The sequence below is a fragment of the Fundidesulfovibrio sp. genome, from assembly GCF_058402725.1.
The window spans coordinates 1-1,585 of sequence record NZ_JBZVFJ010000362.1; the positions used below are offsets into that span (position 1 = coordinate 1).

At 66.5% G+C, this 1,585-nt stretch carries 2 protein-coding genes; both read right to left on the bottom strand.

Going from position 1 to position 1,585, the window contains the following annotated elements:
* Window positions 1–971 (bottom strand): L-threonylcarbamoyladenylate synthase (locus tag ACV4UX_RS19660; RefSeq protein WP_491594964.1); only part of this gene is annotated, 971 nt, incomplete at its 3' end.
* Entirely contained in the window at window positions 956–1,318 is a 363-nt protein-coding gene (locus ACV4UX_RS19665) for an HPF/RaiA family ribosome-associated protein (protein WP_491594965.1), read from the bottom strand. The genes ACV4UX_RS19660 and ACV4UX_RS19665, both read right to left, overlap by 16 nt.
* Window positions 1,319–1,585 lie beyond the last annotated feature (267 nt).

The following is a 1,585-nucleotide window of genomic DNA, read 5'->3' on the forward strand; positions in this document are numbered from 1 at the left end:
TCATTGATCGCCCACCAGGTTTCATCCGTGGGGGGCGCTTCCACCAGCACCCGGTCGAAGCCGAATCGGTCGAGTTCCCGCAGTCGGGCGTACAGGCCACGTCCATAGGTCTCCACCCGGGCCGGCAGCAGGAACTGGGGCAGAGACGGGGGCAATCCCCGGTAGCGCAGGTTCTGGTTGCGGCGCAGCACCGCGACGCGCAATCCCTGGTCCAGCAGGGTCATGGCACGGGCGGACAGGGTTTCAACGGTGTGAATTTCCAGTGGGGTGGCGGGCGCGTAGTGGCCCGCCAGGGCGCCGGGCACCCGGGGTGTGGCGGGCAGCACGGTTTCCGGATGGGAGAGGTAGTCGATGCCCTCCTCGCCCAGGACCTCGCGCAGGGCGGACAGGGGTAGCGCACCCGGGCGCAGTACGCGGGGACGTTCGCCGAGCAGGGAAACGATGGTGGATTCCAGGCCCAGGCGACAAGGACCGCCATCCAGCACCTGGTCCACCTGCATGCCGAAGGCGCTGCGCACATGCCAGGCCTCGGTGGGGCTTACCGCACCGAAGCGATTGGCCGACGGTGCGGCGAGACCTCCCCCCTGGGCGACGCCGAATTCCCGCAGCAAGGCCTGGGCCATGGGGTGCTGGGGGGCGCGCAAGGCCACGCTGTCCTGACCGCCGGTCACGCTGCGGGGCACGTCGTCCCGGGCCGGCAGCACCAGGGTGAGGGGGCCGGGCCAGAAGCGGGCCATCAGCCGTTGCGCGGTTTCCGGTATGTCCCTGGCCCAGGCGTCCGCGTGGGACGCATCGGCCAGATGCACGATGAGAGGGTGATCAGCGGGACGTCCCTTGATCTCGAACACCCGCCGCACCGCGTTTTCATTGCGGGCATCGGCCCCCAGGCCGTAGACGGTTTCCGTGGGGAAGGCCACCACGCCGCCGGCGCGTAGCCGCTCCGCCGCCTGGGCAATCAGTTTGTTGGGCATGGCTGCATCGAGTTTTCCGAGGTGGCCGGCAGTCCCGGCGCGAATTCCCGCTGCCTGGCCAGGCGACGCACCAGGGTGCGCCCGGCGCGCTCGGTGGCGCGGTTGATGGCCTGGTAAAGATCGGCTTCCACATCCTCGATCACCACGGCGGTGGCCTGTTTCAGACGTGCTTCGATCAGGCAACGCTTGTCGTTGCCGCCTCGCGGGCCGTTGATGTCGGACAGCCGCACGGTGAGACGCATGATGCTGTCGTCACCGTAGGACATGGCGTAGGCCAGTCGTTTCTGGACGTACTCGCGTAGACCCGGCGTAAGGGTGAATCCATGGGTATGAATGTCGAGATGCATGGGATTTCTCCAGGTGGAGGGGGACGGCAAGTTCAGTATGGAGGCCGGTTTCAAGTCGAGCAAACAGATACTTCCATGTGTTTAGATCGAAAAAAACGAGCAATCGAGCGGGCCGGGCAACACGATTTCTCGGCACCTGTATGGGGGGCTCGCGGTAGGGGGGGCGGTTGCGGGGCGAATGAAAATGCCGCCCTTTGATGCGTGGGATCGCGCCGCAAGCGGACGCTCCTACCTCAGCGCGAACTGCTGAACCTTGATTCCGCAGTT

What these genes read in the sequence shown, in the direction of transcription:
- ACV4UX_RS19665 (WP_491594965.1), bottom strand. Translation starts at nt 1,318, where the DNA reads ATGCATCTCGACATTCATACCCATGGATTCACCCTTACGCCGGGTCTA.